The sequence below is a fragment of the Aeromonas sp. 84A genome, from assembly GCF_051919345.1.
GTDB classification, from domain to species: domain Bacteria; phylum Pseudomonadota; class Gammaproteobacteria; order Enterobacterales; family Aeromonadaceae; genus Aeromonas; species Aeromonas veronii.
The window spans coordinates 2,467,516-2,485,493 of the sequence record NZ_JBQBEW010000001.1 but is presented as its reverse complement, the minus strand read 5'-3'; the positions used below and the strand labels follow the sequence as shown (position 1 = coordinate 2,485,493).

14 protein-coding genes are annotated in these 17,978 nt (G+C 58.7%); 5 read left to right on the top strand and 9 right to left on the bottom strand.

All coding sequences use genetic code 11. From position 1 onward, the window contains the following. The first annotated feature begins 3 nt into the window (after positions 1–3). From ACTG20_RS11355 to ACTG20_RS11335, 5 genes are all read left to right on the top strand, one after another. Positions 4–954, top strand: coding sequence for a hydroxymethylglutaryl-CoA lyase (locus ACTG20_RS11355; protein ID WP_439987883.1), 951 nt, complete (start codon positions 4–6; stop codon positions 952–954). Between the two features lie 2 nt (positions 955–956). Beyond that, positions 957–1,367 (top strand): MerR family transcriptional regulator, encoded by a 411-nt coding sequence (locus tag ACTG20_RS11350; RefSeq protein ID WP_005336945.1) that lies wholly within the window; start codon positions 957–959, stop codon positions 1,365–1,367. A gap of 36 nt (positions 1,368–1,403) precedes the next feature. Continuing rightward, on the top strand, positions 1,404–2,165 hold the full coding sequence (locus tag ACTG20_RS11345) for a substrate-binding periplasmic protein (protein WP_439987652.1): 762 nt from the start codon (positions 1,404–1,406) through the stop codon (positions 2,163–2,165). A 52-nt stretch (positions 2,166–2,217) separates the two neighbouring features. Continuing rightward, complete coding sequence (locus ACTG20_RS11340; RefSeq protein WP_439987651.1) at positions 2,218–5,220, top strand: DUF748 domain-containing protein; 3,003 nt, start codon at positions 2,218–2,220, stop codon at positions 5,218–5,220. 224 nt (positions 5,221–5,444) lie between these two features. Further along, positions 5,445–6,041, top strand: coding sequence for an acetate uptake transporter (locus ACTG20_RS11335; protein WP_021230311.1), 597 nt, complete (start codon positions 5,445–5,447; stop codon positions 6,039–6,041). A 336-nt stretch (positions 6,042–6,377) separates the two neighbouring features. On the opposite strand, the gene ACTG20_RS11330 is transcribed toward ACTG20_RS11335, so the two are convergent. The 9 genes from ACTG20_RS11330 to sdhC form a co-directional block, all read right to left on the bottom strand. Then, the gene (locus ACTG20_RS11330; RefSeq protein ID WP_194496136.1) at positions 6,378–7,730 is read right to left on the bottom strand and encodes an autotransporter outer membrane beta-barrel domain-containing protein; all 1,353 of its coding nucleotides are present in this window, start codon (positions 7,728–7,730) and stop codon (positions 6,378–6,380) included. A gap of 414 nt (positions 7,731–8,144) precedes the next feature. Next, positions 8,145–9,017: a succinate--CoA ligase subunit alpha gene (gene sucD, locus ACTG20_RS11325; RefSeq protein ID WP_005333542.1), complete on the bottom strand. Its 873-nt coding sequence runs from the start codon at positions 9,015–9,017 to the stop codon at positions 8,145–8,147. Next, positions 9,017–10,183 (bottom strand): ADP-forming succinate--CoA ligase subunit beta, encoded by a 1,167-nt coding sequence (sucC, locus tag ACTG20_RS11320; protein WP_005361097.1) that lies wholly within the window; start codon positions 10,181–10,183, stop codon positions 9,017–9,019. Before sucC ends, sucD begins: the two co-directional genes overlap by 1 nt. Before the next feature lie 171 nt (positions 10,184–10,354). After that, a complete protein-coding gene (odhB, locus tag ACTG20_RS11315) occupies positions 10,355–11,545 on the bottom strand; it encodes a 2-oxoglutarate dehydrogenase complex dihydrolipoyllysine-residue succinyltransferase (RefSeq protein WP_194496135.1) in 1,191 nt (396 codons plus the stop codon). A 35-nt stretch (positions 11,546–11,580) separates the two neighbouring features. After that, a complete protein-coding gene (gene sucA, locus ACTG20_RS11310) occupies positions 11,581–14,388 on the bottom strand; it encodes a 2-oxoglutarate dehydrogenase E1 component (RefSeq protein WP_194496134.1) in 2,808 nt (935 codons plus the stop codon). Between the two features lie 115 nt (positions 14,389–14,503). After that, positions 14,504–15,220: a succinate dehydrogenase iron-sulfur subunit gene (locus ACTG20_RS11305; RefSeq protein ID WP_005333549.1), complete on the bottom strand. Its 717-nt coding sequence runs from the start codon at positions 15,218–15,220 to the stop codon at positions 14,504–14,506. 16 nt (positions 15,221–15,236) lie between these two features. Then, positions 15,237–17,003 (bottom strand): succinate dehydrogenase flavoprotein subunit, encoded by a 1,767-nt coding sequence (sdhA, locus tag ACTG20_RS11300; RefSeq protein WP_013723668.1) that lies wholly within the window; start codon positions 17,001–17,003, stop codon positions 15,237–15,239. A 1-nt stretch (position 17,004) separates the two neighbouring features. Next, a complete protein-coding gene (gene sdhD, locus ACTG20_RS11295; RefSeq protein ID WP_005333558.1) occupies positions 17,005–17,349 on the bottom strand; it encodes a succinate dehydrogenase, hydrophobic membrane anchor protein in 345 nt (114 codons plus the stop codon). Then, a complete protein-coding gene (gene sdhC / locus ACTG20_RS11290; protein ID WP_021231296.1) occupies positions 17,343–17,720 on the bottom strand; it encodes a succinate dehydrogenase cytochrome b556 subunit in 378 nt (125 codons plus the stop codon). The genes sdhD and sdhC overlap by 7 nt, the downstream gene beginning before the upstream one ends. Between the last annotated feature and the right edge of the window lie 258 nt (positions 17,721–17,978).

The window sequence follows — 17,978 nt, the reverse complement described above, 5'->3', positions numbered from 1 at the left end:
GCCATGCCGGATGACAAGGTCAGTCTGGTGGAGATGGGGCCGCGAGATGGTCTGCAAAATGAAGCTGCCCCCCTCTCCTTGGTACAGCGGCTGGAGCTGATCCAGCGACTGGCCGACAGCGGTCTGCAGCGCATCGAGGTCGGCGCCTTTGTCTCTGCGAAAAAAGTGCCGCAGATGGCAGACTCCGCCGCACTTTTTCAGGCACTGCCGCGCAAGGGGCCGACCCGTTACGGCGCTCTGGTACCCAATCTGCAAGGCTTGCAGGCTGCCATTGCCGCCCGTGCCGACGAGATTGGCCTCTTTACCGCCTGCTCCGACGGTTTTACCCGCGCCAATATCGGCATCAGCGTGGAGGAGTCGCTGGTGCGCTTCGCCCCGCTGGTGCAGGAAGCACGCCGCCTCGGCATCAAGGTGCGCGGCTATCTCTCCACCGTCATCGCCTGCCCGTTTGATGGCCCGACCCGCCCGAAACGGGTCGCCGCCATGGCCGAGCAGTTGCTGGATCTCGGCTGCCACGAAATTTCGCTGGGGGACACCATCGGCGTCGGCACCCCGGGCACGGTGGCGACCATGCTGGATGCGGTGCTGCACGAGATCCCGGCGGGGCGGCTCGCGGTCCATTTTCACGACACCTACGGTCAAGGCTTGGCCAACCTGCTGCCCGCGCTGGAGCGGGGTATTCGCACCATCGACTGCTCGGTGGCGGGGCTTGGCGGCTGCCCCTATGCGCCGGGCGCCTCCGGCAATGTGGCGTCAGAAGAGGTGGTCTACCTGCTGCGCGGCCTTGGCATGACGACCGGGGTGGATCTCGACAAACTGGCGGCCACCGGCCAGTGGGTCAGCGAGCAGCTCGGTCGCCCCAACGGCTCGCGGGTCGGTCAGGCCTTGCACGCCAATGCCGAACGGCTGCGTGCCCGCCTCTGCCAGCCACACTCCCAGCAACAGGAGTCATGACCATGTCCCGTTCCCTGCCCGGCAAGGAGATCACCTACAGCATTTCGGAGCTGGCCCACGAGTTCGATGTCACGCCGCGCACCATCCGCTACTACGAGGATGAGGGGCTGCTCACCCCGCTGCGGGAGGGGCAAACCCGCATCTACAGCCACCGGGACAAGATCCGGCTCAAGTTGACCCTGCGCGGCAAACGGCTGGGGTTTAGCCTGGCCGAGATCCGCGAGCTGTTCGATATGTACGACACCGACAAATCGAGCAAAACCCAGCTCCACTCCATGATCCAGCTGATCGAGGCAAAACGCGGCGCCCTGCGCCAGCAACTGGAGGATATCCAGATGGTGATGGCCGAGCTGGAGGCCGCCGAACAGCGCTGTGTTAATTCCCTTAACAGCTTGAAAACTGGCGCAGATTAACCGAATCTGGGAGCAAGCTATTGCCTTGGGGATCCCATGAGATATTGGTGCTGGTTTTTGCTCTTGTTCAGCCTCTTTGGCTGGAGCCATCCCCTCATCAAGGTTGGTGGATACCCCTATGCCCCCTTTGTGGTCAAACTCCCCGATTCCCGCTATGAAGGACTGACCCTGGAGCTTATCGACCAGCTCAATGCCGTACAGAAAGAGGTGACCTTCGTCTTTGTTCCCACCTCGGCCGCCAACCGTTACAAGGCGCTCGATCTGGGCCGTTTCTCGCTGATGCTGTTTGAAGACACCAAGTGGGGCTGGGACACCGATAAATTCAAGATGACAACCCCCTTCCTCGGTGGTGGCGAGGTCTATGTGGCCCTGAACAAAGCGGGCCGGGATCAGCGCTTTTTTGACGATCCTGCCAGCCATCACCTCATCGGGGTGACCGGCTATCACTACGGCGTCGGCCAGTTCAATGCCGATCCTATCTACCTGCAGCGCAAGCTCAATATCACCCTGGTCAAAGACAACGTCAGCGCCCTGCAAGCACTACTCAAAGGGCGCGGCGAGGTAGCCATTCTCAACGTTTCATACCTTAACCAGTATCTGCAGGCCAATCCCGACACAGCCGACCAGCTGCTGATCTCGCAAAAATGGGATCAACAGTATCAACACCGCGCCATCCTTCACCCTGAGGCCCCCATTACCCCTGCCCAGCTGGAACAGTGGCTGGCAGCGCTGCAACAAAAGGGTGAACTGGATCGCCTTTGGACAAAGTACGGCGTACAACAGCACGCAACCCCATGATTACTATCCAGCTTTTCTGTACCATGGCGGGAACCAAATGGGAGTGCACCAAATGAACACCACCGAGCCCGCGTCCCCCAAGCTCCGCTTGCTGCGCTACCTTGCCTACGCTTTCCTGCTGCTTCTTATCCTGATCACCCTGCTGCTGTGGCAAACCCCCCGTCTGATCCAGCGCTATCTGCCCGGCTGGCTGGCCGAGCACTACGGCCTGCAACTGATGCTGGGGGAGATTAATGTAGGACTGCGCAACCCTTCTCTCACCCTCGGCGCGACTGCCCTGCTCGATGCCAAACAGCAGCCTATCATCGGTTTTGAACAGCTCTTTATCACCCCAAACCTGCAAGCCAGCTGGCAGCAGAAAGGGGTCGTGCTTTCCGCCGTCACCCTGACCAAACCCGTGGTGCTGCTGCAACGGCTGGCAGACAAAAAAGGGGAGGTTCGACTCAATCTGACCGATGCGCTAGCGACCCTGCTCACTCCTGCCCCCTCCCCCGAGCCCGAAACAGCCAGAGCCCCGCTGCTGGTCGACATTGCAAGTGTCAATGTCACTGACGGGCATGTGCGCTATCAGGATCAGCGCAAGGAGAGCGAACCCGGCTGGTTGCCGCTCCTCAATCTGGAGAAAGTGACCCTCAAGCTCGATAACCTGCGCACCGAGGCAAATCACCCGACCGCCTATCAGCTGAACGCCGCCATCAACGGCAAAAGCAGCCTCGCCGCTCACGGCAAACTCGATGTGATGAGCGGCATGGGTCAGGGCAAGGTGAGCCTCAAGCAGGTCGAGCTGAAACCCTTCGCCCCGCTCTGGGCACCCTATCTCAAGCTGGATCTGGCCAAGGGCCACGCCAATGCAGAGGTGGAGTACCAGCTTAAAGAGGGCAAGCAAGGAGTGCTGTGGCAATTGTCCAAAGGCAAGCTGACGCTAGACAACTGGCAGCTTAAAAAACACAAGGGCGACGAATTTGCCCGCTTCGGCCAGTTGGCCCTTAGCGAGCTGGCAGCCGATGGCCAGAAACAGTCGCTCCAGATCGGCAAGGTGACCCTGCAACAGCCCCTGCTCAAGGCCACCCTCAACCCACAGCAGGAGCTGGATCTGGCTGACTTGCTGATTGAACAGGCCCCCGCCAAGCCCGTCAAAGGGGCCCACGCCGCAAACGAGGTGGCCAACAATGCGGCGCCCAAGTCGGCACAACAAGCAAAGACAGCCGGTAACGGCAAGAAGCATGCGCCAGACAAACCCTGGCAGTGGCAGATCAAGCAGATCCTTATCGACAAGGGCGATCTCACTCTCACCGAATCGAGCAGCGGCAAACCGCAGGCACGCCAGCTCTCCGGCCTCAAGCTGGCGTTGGGGCCACTGGGCAGCAAGGGGGAGCAACCGAGCAAACTGACTCTGGCCACCCAGTTCAACCAGAGCAGCCCCCTCGCCTTTGATGGCCAACTGACCCTGACTCCTTTCACCTTAAGCGGCGACATCAACCAGCAGGGGCTACCCCTGACGCTGGCACAGCCCTATCTGGCCGACCTGGTACGCATCAAGGTGCAAAACGGGCTGCTGAGCAGCAAGACCCGCCTTGATCTCGCCACCACCGCACAGGGAGATCTGAGCAAGCTGACCCTGCAAGGGGGGCTCGATATCAACGGGCTCAAAGTAGTCGATCGGGCAGACAATCAGCGGCTGCTGGAGTTCAACACCCTGGCTCTCACCGGTCTGACGTACGACGGCATCAGCCAGCAGATGCGGATCAAGGACATTGCTCTGAACAAGCCCTTCGCCCGCATCGAGATCAACGAAGATGGCACCACCAACCTGCAACAGCTGCTGTTGCCGCAACCGGCGGCAGCCAACAGCACTCAAGCGGCGGCAGGCAGCAAGGCTCCCGACTTTCGTTTCACCATCGACCAGCTGCGCACCGAGCAGGGCAACCTGCGCTTTGCCGATCGCAGCCTGAGTCAGGATTTTGTGGCCGATATCGCCTCGCTGGGCGGCCAGAGCCGCCATATCAGCAATATTCCGGGGCAACGCTCCGATCTCGCCTTCAACGGCAAGGTGGATCGCTATGCGCCGGTGACCATTCGCGGCGGTACCAACTTGCTGGTCGCCAACCCGATCCTCGACATCGCGGTGGCCTTCCACAATCTGGAACTCACCACCTTTACCCCCTATTCGGGCACCTATGCCGGTTATGCCATCGACAAGGGGCAGCTCTCCATGAAGCTGCACTACAAGCTGGAGGGCAACCGGCTGGAGGGGGATAACGACATCACCATCAAGAAGCTGCAACTGGGCGAGAAGATCAAGAGCGAGCAGGCCAAGGATCTCCCGCTGGGGTTGGCCATCGCCCTGCTGAGCGATGCCAACGGGGTGATACAGATGAACCTCAAGGTGAAGGGCGATCTCGATCAACCGGACTTCAGCATCGGAAATATCTTCTGGGATGTGCTGGGCAACACCCTGAGCAAGGCGATCACCTCACCCTTCTCCCTGCTCGCCTCGCTGGCCGATGGCACCGAAGATCTCGACGAGCTCCCCTTCCTGCTGGGGGATCCCGATCTCACCCCCACCCAGCAGGAGAAACTGGTCAAGCTGGCGCAGGCCCTTAAGGATAGACCCAAGCTCAGCATGAACATTCGCGGCAAGGTCAACTTCAACGAGGAGCGCCCCATCCTGCAACGGCAAAAGCTGGAGCGGGTACTGGCCAAGCTCACCGGCAATCAGGCGGATCTCGACCTGCTGGAACAGGACTCAGCCCTGCAAGAGGCGCTGGCCCGGGCCTATGAAGAGCGCTTTGGCGAAGACCTGGATGATCTGGCCGATCGGCTCCATCTGGATGAAGAGAGCGCGGCACTGCGGGCCCAGGCGGTGATCCTGCTGCGGGATCAGCAGCTCATCACCGCCAAATCCCTGCGCAATCTCGCCATGCGCCGGGCGCAAAATACCAAGGAGTTTCTGGTCGACAGCCAGGGGATCGCCCCGGAGCGGCTGTTCGTGCTCGACAGCCAGGTCAAAGAAGAAGACAAGGAAGCCAAAGTGATCCTGACACTTGATCAGTAAGGCCGCCGCACTGCGCAAATGCGTAATAAAAATACAACCTCTCAACTATTTTGACACCTTTTGCTCACCAAACAGCCTATCCTGGTGAGCATTTGGCCTCTGATGCAAATAATCACGTAGTTTTTTTACGATTTATCCCCCTTGCCCCCTTGCGGGCGCGCCACAGCCTGCCTAAAATCGCGCGTCTTTTGTTAACCCCCACCTCTATTTTTGGAGAACGCCACGTGAGCGAAAAATTGGCCAACCCTGCCCCTCTGGGTCTGATGGGTTTCGGTATGACCACCATCCTGCTGAACATCCATAACGCAGGTTTCTTCCCCATCAGCGCCATGATCCTGGCCATGGGCCTGTGCTACGGCGGCATCGCCCAGATCATCGCTGGCATCATGGAGTACAAGCGTGGCAACACCTTCGGTGTGACCGCGTTCACCTCCTACGGCCTGTTCTGGCTGAGCTTGGTTGTCCTGCTCGTCATGCCGACCATGGGTCTGGCCGAAGCGACTCCGCACGCCTATATGGGTTGGTATCTGCTGATGTGGGGCATGTTCACCCTGTTCATGCTGGTTGGTACCATCAACTACCCGCGCGCCAAGCAGTTCGTGTTCGCCTCCCTGACCGTGCTGTTCTTCCTGCTGGCCGCCCGTGACTTCACCGGCAGCACCCTGATCGGCACCATCGCCGGTTTCGAAGGCATCATCTGTGGCGCCAGCGCCATCTACCTGGCCATGGCCACCGTGATCAACGAGCAGTTCGGCCGCACCGTGATGCCGATCGGCGATCACAAGAAAGCCGCCGCCGTACAGCTGAAAGCAGCTGCCTGATAGGCAAGCCACTCAGATTGTGAAAAAGGCACCCTCGGGTGCCTTTTTGCTATTTCGCAAAGCTGACGTTCCTGCGCACACATTTTCCCTTTTCAGCCCTACATCCGGATATCCGTCTCTAGCTATTCGGCACTCCTGACACACCCATTTGTGGATATATCCATCAACTAAATAAGGCTCTCACGGGCCACCACAAGGGATGCAGTTTGTTATTCGGTATGAAGCCGTATGACCACTCCCTTTTGTTGGCAACTGTCAGGTGAATACCATCTCCATACAAGTAATTTAAATCAAAGTGCCGACCAAGTTATCGGTACTTTTATCTCCCCATGTAAGTTAAAAATTCACTGCGGCGTTAAATCTAATATCCCAGAGGTCAAGGTCCTGACGCCCGATACTGTAATAACCGGTAATCACTTCAAAACGCTGATGACGCTGAGGGGCTACCGCCAGTGCAATCCGTGCAGATCCACTCCACGGAGTCGTACTTTCCATTGTCAGATTTTCATTCAGGATCTGACCATCATTGGGACGCTCAATATCATAACGAACCCCAAGACGCAGGGCCGGTATAATTTGAACACCATCGGTGGTGGTGAAAATACGACTGATATCCCCTGATGCTTCACTGGTGGCATATTCAAAAGAGTTTTCATTAACCCGCAATGTCACGTTATAAATCTGGTTTGCATAAGGCAATGAGCCTGTGTAATCAAACGCATCGGATTTATTGTGACTGTAAAAGAGGGCAAGCTTGGGCCGCAGCAGATATTCACCAACATCGTAGCCACCGGTCAGGTTGGCTGAGATCAACCCGGTCGTTGTCTTGAAACTCCCTTTAAGTACATCGAGTTCGGTATCGTTATCAGTTCGTCCCCATGCAGCCCAGCCATCCAGCAGCCAGTGCGTATCTAGCCTATAGCCGCCATATGGCCCAACAAAGAAGCTGTCCCCCTCATTTCGTACCGAACTGCCAAACGTGCCAAGAGAGGTTTTGCTATTGGCAAATGCAATACCGCCCAGCCCGTCTTTACCAAGGGATCTGTGTATACCGATCAAAAAGCTGTTGGCATGTCCGGATGTGTTTATCTCGTTACGATCATCGGAGACTCCGGTATGGCGTACATCAGTCCATACCTGCCACAACCCCTTTTGACCGGCAATATCTTCAAATTGGTCAAGCCCGACAACGACACGATCTGAAATACTGAGGGAGCCGCTCAAATAGCCCATCAAGGCATCTGCACTGATACTGGTCACAATATTGCGGATCGGGTCACTCCCACCACCGGTGCCACCACCACTACCACCATTGCTGCCATCCCCACCGCCGGTTCCGCCACCAGTTCCACCATTGCCGCCATCCCCACCTCCGGTTCCGCCACCACTTCCTCCATTGCTGCCGCCACCACCTCTGGTTCCGCCACCAGTGCCACCGTTACTATCTCCCCCATCGATCGGGGGAATATTTGGAAATACCGGATTGGTCTGGTTTCTCGAATCGAGGAAGCAGTTGAAAGAACCATCCGCATTGAGGAAATCCAGTTTGTGAGTCCCGTTAAGGTCATCATGTACTACAGGTGAGACACTCAAGTGCAACGACGCGAGGTTTGCATTCCAACTATCGATTTCAGATACCCCGGGAGCAGAGAGGCGAAAATTCCCCCGGAACCTGGACTTGAAAGCCATAGTGATACCGAATTGTCAGCCGAACGCCCAAGAAACTCTAGATGCTGCCCCGGTTGCCTGTTCGGGCAATCCGCCGCCCATGCTGTTGGCAAGCAGATACTGGTAAGGCAGCCAATTCCCAAAATACGTGAAATCATTATGTCCTCCTGACACTACGTTATCTCACTGACATCCTTGCATGACTTTTAGCATTACCCACAAACAGGTCACTCGATTCAATGGGTAAAGGAACCAGTCAATCTGACAAGTTCAAATCGCAGACTATTTTAGTATCCACACTGTTTCTGGTCTCCTGTAATAAAATTCGTTTAGCGCCTGAATCGCGATGATTGATTAAATCAAACCATTTTAAAACCCATAAAAAATGCCGCCCATCGGGCGGCACTTTTATTAGAGATAACGGGCTAACAGGAATTACCAGCCGGTCACTTCGCGCAGGGCCTTGCCGATATCGGCCAGGGAGCGGACGGTTTTCACGCCAGCATCTTCCAGCGCGGCAAACTTCTCGGCGGCGGTACCCTTGCCACCGGAGATGATGGCGCCAGCGTGGCCCATCCGCTTGCCGGGAGGCGCAGTAACACCGGCGATATAGGAGACCACCGGCTTGGTGACGTGGGCCTTGATATAGGCGGCCGCGTCTTCCTCGGCGTTGCCGCCGATCTCGCCGATCATCACGATCGCTTCGGTCTGCGGGTCGTTCTGGAACATCTCCAGAATGTCGATAAAGTTGGAGCCCGGGATGGGGTCGCCACCGATACCGACGCAGGTGGACTGGCCAAAGCCCTCGTCAGTGGTCTGCTTGACCGCTTCGTAGGTCAGGGTGCCGGAGCGGGAGACGATGCCCACCTTGCCCGGCTTGTGGATGTGGCCCGGCATGATGCCGATCTTGCACTCACCCGGAGTGATCACACCCGGGCAGTTGGGGCCGATCATCCGCACACCGGTCTCTTGCAGCTTCACTTTGACGTCCAGCATATCCAGAGTAGGGATGCCTTCGGTGATGGTGACGATGAGCTTGATGCCCGCGTCGATCGCTTCCAGGATGGCATCCTTACAGAACGGCGCTGGAACATAGATGACGGAGGCAGTAGCGCCGGTCGCTTCGACCGCGTCACGGACGGTGTTGAACACCGGCAGGCCCAGATGGGTGGTGCCGCCCTTGCCCGGGGAGACGCCGCCCACCAGCTGGGTGCCGTAGGAGAGCGCCTGCTCGGAGTGGAAAGTACCCTGACCGCCGGTAAAGCCCTGGCAGATGACTCGGGTGTCCTTGTTGATCAGTACGCTCATCAGTTGGCCTCCGCTGCTTTTACGACTTGCTGCGCGGCATCGGTCAGACTCTTGGCCGCAATGATGTTGAGGCCGCTCTCGGCCAGCTTGATACCACCCAGCTCGGCGTTGTTGCCTTCCAGACGGACCACGACGGGCACCTTGACCCCCACTTCCTTGACCGCACCGATAATGCCTTCCGCGATCATGTCGCAGCGCACGATGCCGCCAAAGATGTTGACCAGCACCGCTTTGACGTTGCTGTCGGAGAGGATGATCTTGAACGCCTCGGTTACGCGCTCCTTGGTGGCGCCGCCGCCGACGTCAAGGAAGTTGGCCGGCTTGCCGCCGTGCAGGTTGACGATGTCCATGGTGCCCATGGCCAGACCCGCGCCGTTGACCATGCAGCCGATGTTGCCATCGAGGGCCACATAGTTGAGCTCCCACTGGGCGGCGTGCGCTTCGCGGGGGTCATCTTGTGACGGGTCGTGCATCTCGCGCAGCTTGGGCTGACGATACAGGGCGTTGGCGTCGATGTTGATCTTGCCATCCAGGCAGTGCAGGTTGCCCTGCGCGGTGATCACCAGCGGGTTGATCTCCAGCAGCGCGAAATCGCAATCCAGGAACATCTGGCCCAGACCCATGAAGATCTTGGTGAACTGTTTGATCTGATCGCCGACCAGACCCAGTTTGAAGGCAAGTTCGCGGGCCTGATAAGCCTGCGGACCCACCAACGGATCGATGGCCGCCTTGTGGATCAGATGGGGGGTTTCGTGGGCGATCTTCTCGATATCCACGCCACCTTCAGTCGAGGCCATGAAGACCACGCGGCGCGAACCACGGTCAACCACGGCGCCCAGGTAGAGCTCTTTGGCGATGTCGGTGCAAGATTCCACCAGGATCTTGGTGACCGGCTGGCCGTTGGCATCGGTCTGGTAGGTCACCAGATTCTTGCCCAGCCAGTTCTGGGCGAAAGCACGGATCTCATCCTTGCTCTTGGCCACTTTCACACCGCCCGCCTTGCCGCGGCCACCGGCGTGTACCTGGCATTTGACGACCCAGGTATTGCCGCCAATCTTGTCGGCCGCTTCGGCCGCTTCTTGTGGGGTAGCACAGGCATAACCTTCGGAGACCGGCAGGCCATACTCGGCAAACAGCTGTTTTGCCTGATATTCATGCAGATTCATAGATGCTCTATCCGTGTTGTAGGTATTTCCGTCCGGGGCTGGTGTTTCTCAATCCCCTGTGAATGGGGGCCTGGGCGGCCCCTCGTTATCTTTCAATCGCTCGGGTATTACTCAAACGTCCAGCAGCACATCCGGCTCGGGGCGCAAACCCCTTGCCCGGGTGCCACAGGCTTAGACGTCCAGCAACAGACGGGTCGGGTCTTCCAGGAGCTCCTTGACGGAGACCAGGAAGCCTACCGATTCGCGCCCGTCGATGAGACGGTGATCGTAGGAGAGCGCCAGATACATCATCGGCAGGATCTCGACCTTGCCGTCAACGGCCATCGGGCGATCCTGGATCTTGTGCATGCCCAGAATGGCGCTCTGGGGCGGGTTGATGATCGGGGTGGACATCAGGGAGCCGAACACGCCACCGTTGGTGATGGTGAAGTTGCCGCCAGTCAGTTCATCCACGGTCAGCTTGCCGTCACGGCCCTTGCCCGCCAGATCCTTGATGGCCTTCTCGATGTCCGCCAGGCTCATGTTGTCGCAGTCGCGCAGCACCGGCGTCACCAGACCACGGGGGGTAGATACGGCGATGCTGACGTCGAAGTAGTTGTGGTAAACCACGTCATCACCATCGAGCGCCGCGTTCACTTCCGGATAGCGCTTGAGGGACTCCACCACCGCCTTCACGTAGAAGGACATAAAGCCGAGCTTGATGCCGTGCTTCTTCTCGAAGATCTCGCCGTACTGCTTGCGCAGATCCATGATGGGCTTCATGTTGACCTCGTTGAAGGTGGTCAGCATGGCGGTGGTGTTTTTCGCTTCCAGCAGACGCTCGGCAATGCGCTTGCGCAGACGGGTCATCGGTACCCGCTTGTCGGTGCGACCACCCAGCGGGGCAACCTTGGCTGCCGGGGCTGCAGTTGCGACCGCTGCGGCTGCCGCAGGCTGGCTCTTGGCCTTGATGAAGGCTTCCACATCATCCTTGGTGATGCGACCGCCCTTGCCGGTACCGGTCAGCTTGGTCACATCGATGTCGTGCTCGCCAATCAGGCGGCGCACCGAGGGGCTCAAGCCATCGGCTCCATCATCGGCCACCGCTTCAGCGGGTTTCTCTTTGGTCTCTTCACCGGCCACCGGGGCGGCGGTGAGGATGGCAATCAGTTGACGGGACAACACAGTCGCCCCTTCCCCTTGCAGAATATCCCCCAGCACACCGGCTTGCGGTGCCGGCACTTCCAGCACCACCTTGTCGGTCTCGATGTCGACCAGCACTTCGTCACGGGCGACCAGATCGCCCGGTTTTTTGTGCCAGGTGGCGATAGTGGCATCGGCCACTGATTCCGGCAGATCCGGTACCTTGATTTCGATAGTCATCCAATCAGTTCCTTTTTACTTCTATGCCAGAGGCTTTACAGGGTAAGGGCATCTTCCACCAAGGCTTTTTGCTGCTTGGCGTGGACAGACATGTAACCGACGGCCGGTGAGGCTGACGCGGGGCGACCGGCATAACGCAGGGTGGCTCCGGTCGGCAGCACGTCATCGTAGTTGTGACGGGTGCAGTACCAGGCGCCCTGGTTCTGCGGCTCTTCCTGGCACCAGACAAAGTCGGTGACATGGCTGTAATCGGCCAGAATGGCGCGCACTTCCTCTTCCGGGAAGGGGTAGAGCTGCTCAATTCGCACCAGTGCCACATCTTGCTGCTCCGCCTTGCGACGGGCATCGAGCAGGTCGTAGTAGACCTTGCCGGAGCAGAACACCACACGCTTGACTGCTTTCGGATCCAGCGCATCAATCTCGCCGATGGCGTTCTGGAAGGTACCTTCCGCCAGCTCTTCAAGCTTGCTCACCGCCAGCGGATGGCGCAGCAGAGATTTGGGCGTCATGACGATCAGCGGACGGCGCATCGGGCGCACTACCTGACGACGCAGCATATGGAACACCTGCGCCGGGGTAGAGGGCACGCACACCTGCATGTTGTGCTGGGCACACATCTGCAGATAACGCTCCAGACGAGCGGAGGAGTGCTCCGGGCCCTGCCCCTCGTAACCGTGCGGCAGCAACATGGTCAGGCCGCACATCCGGCCCCACTTCTGCTCACCGGAGGAGAGGAACTGATCCACCACTACCTGGGCACAGTTGGCGAAATCGCCGAACTGGGCTTCCCAGATGGTGAGGCCAGCCGGCTCGGCGCTGGCGTAACCATATTCAAAGGCCAGTACCGCGTTCTCGGTCAGCACAGAGTCATACACCTCGAACGGACCTTGCTCGTCGTGCAGGTTGCACAGCGGGGTGTAGGTGCTGGCATCGGTCTGGCTGTGCAGCACGGCGTGGCGGTGGAAGAAGGTGCCTCGACCGGAGTCTTCACCGGTAAAGCGGATGCGGGACCCTTTGTCCACCAGGGTGGCGTAGGCCAGGGTTTCGGCAAAGCCCCAATCCACCAGCTTCTCACCCGCGGCCATCAGACGGCGGTCTTCGTAAATCTTCTCGACCTGACGCTGCAGCACGTGGGTCGCCGGATACTGGCTCACCCGCTCGCCGAGGCTCTTGAGGTGATCCATCGGCACGGCACTCTCATAGGCCATGTTCCAGTCGTGGCCCAGATAAGGGGTCCAGTCGACGGAGTGCAGTTCCATCGGCCGCCACTCCTTACTCACCCGCTCGCCGCGATCCAGCGCTTCGCGATACTCGTTGACCAGTTCGGTCGCCCGCTCCTGAGCGAGGCTCCCCTCGGCAACCAGCTGATCGGCGTAGATCTTGCGCGGAGTCGGGTGCTGCTTGATCTTCTGGTACATCAGCGGCTGGGTCGCGCTCGGCTCGTCCGCTTCGTTGTGACCGTGACGACGGTAGCAGACCAGCTCGATCACCACGTCGCGTTTGAAGGTGTTGCGGTAATCCAGTGCAATCTGGGTCACCAGCACCACAGCCTCCGGATCATCCCCGTTGACGTGCAGCACCGGTGCCTGCACCGCCTTGGCGATGTCGGTGCAATATTCGGTGGAACGCAGGTCACGGATATAGGAGGTGGTGAAACCAACCTGGTTGTTGATGACGATGCGCACCGTCCCGCCTACACCATAGGCGCGGGTCTGGGACATGTTGAAGGTCTCGGCCACCACGCCCTGACCGGCCATGGCCGAGTCACCGTGAATGGTGATGGGCAACACGCTGGAGCCATCCTTGTCACCGCGACGATCCATACGGGCACGGACCGAGCCGATGACCACAGGGTTGACGATCTCGAGGTGAGAGGGGTTGAACGCCAGCGCAAGGTGGACGTTGCCACCCGGGGTGGCGAAGTCGGAGGAGAAGCCCATATGGTACTTCACATCACCGGTGCCCCAGGATTCGCCATGCTTGCCGGCAAACTCGTCGAACAGGTCCTGCGCCCGTTTACCGAGCACGTTGATCAGCACGTTGAGACGACCGCGGTGGGCCATACCGATAACGGCCTCTTTGCAGCCCTGCTCACCGGCGCGACGGATCAGCTCCTTGAGCATGGGGATCATGGCGTCGCCACCTTCCAGCGAGAAGCGCTTGGCTCCCGGGAACTTGGCGCCCAGATATTTCTCCAGCCCTTCGGCGGCGGTCAGGCTCTCGAGGAAACGGGTCTTCTCTTCGAGGGTGTAGCTCCCCTTCCCTTCAATGGATTCGAGACGCTGTTGCAGCCAGCGCTTCTCTTCCGTGGAGGTGAGGTGCATGTAGTCGGCGCCGATGGAGCCGCAATAGGTCTTCTTCAGCGAGGCGTAGAGGTCGGAGAGCACCATGGTCTCGCGACCGATGGCGTAGGAGCCCACATTGAAGGTGGCCTCCATATCTGCGCCCTGCAGGTTGTGGAACGCAGGATCCAGTTCGGCAACGGTTTCACGCTGCCACAGGCCCAGCGGGTCCAGATTGGCATTCTGGTGACCACGGAAACGGAAGGCGTTGATCAGCTGCAATACCCGCACCTGCTTGGCATCCACTTGCGGATCGGAGACGGGGGCACTGTAGCGAGAGGGATCCTTGGCCAGACGACGGAAATAATCGCGGACCTGGGAGTGGGGTTGTTCAACCGCATGACCATTGACCTGGGGCAGCTCGCTAAACAGGCTGCGCCACTCATCGGACACGGAGTCAGGATTTTCCAGGAAGGATTCGTACAAATCCTCGATATAGCTTGCATTCGCACCAGCCAGGTGAGATGACTCCAACCAGGCCTTCATCACGCCGTTATGCATTTCTATCCCTTGTACTTCTTGTTACTGCTGCGCAGCTTGTAGGGGTCAAATAGCCATCCTGCCACGGGTCGGATGGCTATCCAGAGGTCGGGCCAGCACCTGGCCGGCCCTGATACTAAACAGCCCGATTGAGCAACATCGACTTGATCTGGCCAATCGCCTTGGTCGGGTTCAAGCCTTTCGGACAGACGTTCACGCAGTTCATGATGCCATGGCAACGGAACACGCTGAATGCGTCGTCCAGATTCCCCAATCGTTCGGTGGTCGCGGTGTCGCGGCTGTCAGCCAGCCAGCGGTAGGCGGCGAGCAGCCCGGCCGGACCGATGAACTTGTCGGGATTCCACCAGAAGGAGGGGCACGAAGTGGAGCAGCAGGCACAGAGAATGCACTCGTACAGGCCGTCAAGCTTAGCGCGCTCTTCGGGGGATTGCAGGTGCTCACGCACCGGCGGCAACTTGTCATCGTTGATGAGGAAGGGTTTGACCTTCTCCCACTGGGTGTAGAACTGGGTCATGTCGATCACCAGATCACGGATCACCGGCAGGCCGGGCAAGGGGCGGATAACGACGTTATTGCCCTTCTTCAGCAGGTCGGAGAGCGGGGTGATACAGGCAAGACCGTTCTTGCCATTCATGTTGAGACCGTCTGATCCACAGACCCCTTCGCGGCAAGAGCGGCGGAAGGCGAGCGTGGGATCCAGCTCTTTCAACTGGATCAGTGCGTCGAGCACCATCATGTCGGAACCTTCAGGAATATCAAGACGATATTCCTTCATATGGGGGACGTTATCAACATCCGGATTGTATCTGTAGACAGAGAATGTGACGTTCATAGGGCTGGCTCCGCAATCAGTAAGTCCGGACCTTGGGCGGGAACGCCTCACGGGTCTTGGGTGACATGTTGACAGCGCGACGGGTCATGGACTCGGTGTCCGGATGATAGAGGCTGTGGCACAGCCAGTTCTCATCGTCGCGATCCGGGAAATCGAAGCGGCAGTGAGCACCGCGACTCTCGGTACGGAAGTTGGCGGCAACCGCCGTGGCAAACGCCGTCTCCATCAGGTTGTCCAGCTCCAGGCACTCGATGCGCTGGGTGTTGAACTCTTTGGAGGTGTCATCCAGACGGGCTGACTTGAGGCGCTCGCGGATAACTTTGAGCTCGGCCAACCCTTCTGCCATCGCCGCACCTTCGCGGAATACGGAGAAGTTGTTCTGCATGCAGCGCTGCAGGTCTTTGCGGATCTGCACCGGGTCTTCCCCGTCACGGCAATTTTCCCAGCGGTTGAAGCGGGCCAGTGCGGCATCCAGATCCGACTCGGAAGCATCACGACCGTGCTCCATCTCGCCCAGAGTGTTGACCAGATGCATGCCGGCCGCGCGGCCGAAGACCACCAGATCCAGCAGGGAGTTGCCACCCAGACGGTTGGCACCGTGTACGGAGACGCAGGCAATCTCGCCCACCGCAAACAGACCGACCACCGGCACGTCGTTGCCGTTCTTGTCCTGAGTCAGGCATTGGCCATTCACGTTGGTCGGTACGCCGCCCATCATGTAGTGGCAGGTCGGGATGATCGGGATCGGCTCTTTGACCGGGTCCACGTGAGCGAAGGTGCGAGAGAGCTCGCAGATCCCCGGCAGACGGGATTCCAGCACCTCTTTGCCGAGGTGATCCAGCTTCAGCTTGATGTGCGGGCCCCAGGGACCGTCGCAGCCACGGCCTTCACGGATCTCGATCATGATGGAGCGAGCCACCACGTCGCGACCGGCCAAGTCCTTGGCGTTCGGGGCGTAACGCTCCATGAAGCGCTCGCCATCTTTATTGAGTAGATAGCCACCTTCACCACGGCAGCCTTCGGTTACCAGCACCCCTGCCCCGGCGATGCCGGTCGGGTGGAACTGCCACATCTCCATGTCCTGCACGCCGACGCCGGCACGCAGCGCCATGCCGACACCGTCACCTGTGTTGATGTGGGCATTGGTGGTGGACTGGTAGATACGACCGGCACCGCCAGTCGCCAGCACGGTGGCCTTGGCCTTGAAGTAGACCACTTCACCGCTCTCCATATCGATGGCGGTACAACCCACCACGTGGCCATCCTGGTTTTTCACCAGATCCAGCGCATACCACTCGGAGAAGACGGTGGTCTTGTTCTTGACATTCTGCTGATAGAGGGTGTGCAGCAGGGCGTGACCGGTACGGTCGGCGGCCGCTGCGGTACGAGCAGCCTGCTCGCCACCGAAATTCTTGGACTGACCACCAAACGGACGCTGGTAGACAGACCCGTTGTCGAAACGGGAGAAGGGCAAGCCCATGTTCTCCAGCTCATAGATAGCCTCGGGGCCGGTTTTGCACATGTACTCGATGGCTTCCTGATCACCGATGTAATCGGAACCTTTTACCGTGTCATACATATGCCACTGCCAGTTGTCATCGTGGGCATTGCCCAGCGCAACCGTGATCCCGCCCTGGGCGGAAACAGTGTGAGAACGGGTTGGAAAAACCTTGGACAACAGAGCGCAGCTCTTGCCGGACTGGGCAATCTGCAGCGCGGCGCGCATACCGGCACCACCGGCACCAATCACCACCGCATCAAATTCACGAGTTGGAATAGTCACCTTACACACCCCACAGCACGACGAAACCCGTCATCAGATAGACAAACAGCACCACGACCAGGGCAAATTGCAGCGCCCCGCGCAGCCCTACCGGCTTGATATAGTCAGTCAGCACCTGCCACAGACCAATCCAGGCGTGGATCAGTACGCAGAGCAGGGTCAACAGGGTGAATACTTTGGTGAATGTTTTGGCGAAGAAGCCTGCCCACACCTCGTAGGTGATGTCGTTGAACGCGACAAAGCCCACCAGATAGAGGACATAACAGGTCATGATGAGGGCGGTGGCGCGGATCAGGATGTAATCATGAACGCCGCTGCGCCCGAAGGTTGCAGAATTGGTTACCATACAAGCACTCCCGCCAATACAGCCAGGATCGCGGTGATCACGAAGGCCACGCGGGCGCTCTGATTGCCGGATTCCAGCTCTTCCCAATAGCCCATATCCATGACCAGATGACGCAAGCCGCCCACAATGTGGTATGCCAGCGCAGTCAGGATCCCCCACAGCACGAGTTTGACCAGGAAGTTGTCCATGATGGCAACCACGGTTGCAAACCCTTCGGGAGAGGCGAGTGAAGTACCAAGCATCCACAGCAAGATGCCCAGTGCAACAAAGGTAATGACCCCTGAAACACGGTGCAGGATGGATGCAATGGCAGTGACAGGAAAGCTGATCGTCTGTAGGTCGAGGTTGACCGGTCTCTGTTTGTTTTTCACGCTTGCCCACTCAGCTCCATTGAGCACGTTAGTTATTGTTTTAACTCACACTTGAGGGCACGGAATGGTGATTGTTGGTTTTTTGTTACCAAAACACTCTGAAAAAGCCAAAACGCGAGTTTTCGGTTTCACATCAGGCTTTGCCAAAGCGTTTCAAACACCCGCAGCCATGACCCACGTGGCGCAGTATATCGGCGGCCTTAACCGAAGACAATCAATTAGCTACAAAGAAAACACAAAACCGCAAACTCGATCGCA